General features: G+C 70.1%; 1 protein-coding gene and 1 pseudogene. One reads left to right on the top strand and one right to left on the bottom strand.

Annotated elements, in window-relative coordinates; all coding sequences use genetic code 11:
* Window positions 1–47: 47 nt before the first annotated feature.
* Window positions 48–1,358 carry a PLP-dependent aminotransferase family protein gene (locus AVS7_RS20420; protein WP_020230952.1) on the bottom strand — a complete coding sequence of 437 codons (1,311 nt, stop codon included), beginning with the start codon at window positions 1,356–1,358 and terminating at the stop codon, window positions 48–50.
* 113 nt (window positions 1,359–1,471) lie between these two features.
* On the opposite strand from AVS7_RS20420, the pseudogene AVS7_RS20415 reads away from it, so the two are divergent.
* Window positions 1,472–1,661, top strand: a pseudogene (locus AVS7_RS20415) (LysE family translocator); the annotation flags it as partial.

The following is a 1,661-nucleotide window of genomic DNA, read 5'->3' as shown; positions in this document are numbered from 1 at the left end:
AGTCTCTTATACGGAAGCTGATTCGACCAACACCGGTCAAAATAGTTCTATCTATTTTTGAGACACCACACTAGCATGTCGGTGTCCACGCCCGTCTCCACCCAGCCGAACATGCCGGCGGGCTCGGCCGCGAAGGTGCAGCCCGCCTCCAGCGCGAGCTGCACGCTGCGCGCGCGGGCCTGGGCCACGCGCTGGCGGATGCGCTCGGCGTGGCGGCGCAACTGACCCTGGTCGATGCACAGCGCCAGCGCCTTTTCCAGGATGGAGGGGGTGGTGAGGGTGGTCAGCAGCTTGGTGTCCAGCATGCGCTCGACCAGCTCGGGTGGCGCGGCCATGTAGCCCACGCGCCAGTTGGGCGCGAGGATCTTGGCGAAACCGTTCACGTAGATGGTGCGGCGCAGCCCGTCGAGCGTGGACAGGCGCGTGGCGTGGTCGGGCGCGATGTGGCCGTAGGTGTCGTCCTCGACGATGTGGAAGTTGTGCCGCTGGGCGAGCTGCAACACCTGGTGCGCGCTGGCCGGCGACAGGCTGTAGCCCGTGGGGTTGTGCAGCACGCTCACGCTCACGAACAGCTTGGGCGCGTGCAGCTCGCAGTAGCGCGCCATCACGGCGAGGTCCGGCCCCTCGGGGCCGCGCGGCACGGGCAGCACGCGCATGCCCAGGGCGTCCAGCCGCGCGAATTCCACGCTCCAGCCGGGCTCCTCCACCATCACCGGGTCGCCCGCCTTGAGCAGCGTGCGGCTCACGATGTCCAGCGCGTGCGTGGCGCCCACGGTGGTCATGATCTGCTCGGGCTGCGCGGAGATGCGGATGCCGGCCATGCGCCGCGCCAGCGCCTCGCGCAGGCCGGCATCGCCCATGGGCTCGCCGTAGCTCAGCGAGCCGCCCTGCAGCGCCGGGCTGGCGGTGATCTTGCGCACGGCGGCGGGCAGGAAGCGCGCCTCCTCCAGCCAGCCCACGGGCAGCACGCCCGAGCCGGGCTGGGGCTTGTCCGACGCCTGGTAGAACATGCCGCGCATCAGCGCCGTGGCGTTGATGCGCGAACCCGACAGGCGCACGCCGATGGTGCCCAGCGGCGACGCCGCCCTTGCTCCTGAAGGCATAGCTGCCAGCGCTTGACTCTCCTGCGCTGGAGCCGTTTTTTGCACGATGTCACGCACGTAGAAGCCGCGCTGGCGCCGCGCCTCCACCAGCCCCTGGGCCAGCAGCTTGTCGTAGGCCGCCACCACGGTGTAGGGGCTCACGCCCTGCTGGCGCGCGCACTCGCGCACCGAGGGCAGGCGCGCCCCGGCGGGCAGCAGGCGGGTGCGGATGCGCTCGGCGAAGCGCTCGGCGAGCTGTTCGGTCAGGGTCAGCATGGCTGTGTCAGTGGGTTGGCCTGTACAGTTGGTGCGTGTGTGGGGTGAACTGTACCGGTTCTGTAATGGCATTCACCCTACAGTGCGGCTTCCACCCTACCGCCGACGCTCCCATGCCACTGGTTGAATTCACCGCCCTGCTGGTGCTGGCCACCGCGATGAGCTTCACGCCCGGCCCGAACACCACGCTGTCCACGGCCCTGGCCGCCAACCGCGGCCTGCCCGCCGCGATGCGCTTCGTGGTGGCCGTGCCCGTGGGCTGGAGCGCGCTGCTGCTGGTGTGCGCGGCCGGACTGGGCGCGG

The sequence above is a fragment of the Acidovorax sp. MR-S7 genome (genome assembly GCF_000400995.2).
GTDB lineage: Bacteria > Pseudomonadota > Gammaproteobacteria > Burkholderiales > Burkholderiaceae_C > MR-S7.
The sequence above is the reverse complement of the archived record's forward strand: the minus strand, read 5'-3'. Positions and strand labels throughout refer to the sequence as shown.

Bases quoted from the DNA above. Each gene is read 5' to 3' on its own strand.
- AVS7_RS20420 (WP_020230952.1), bottom strand. From the start codon at position 1,358: ATGCTGACCCTGACCGAACAGCTCGCCGAGCGCTTCGCCGAGCGCATC.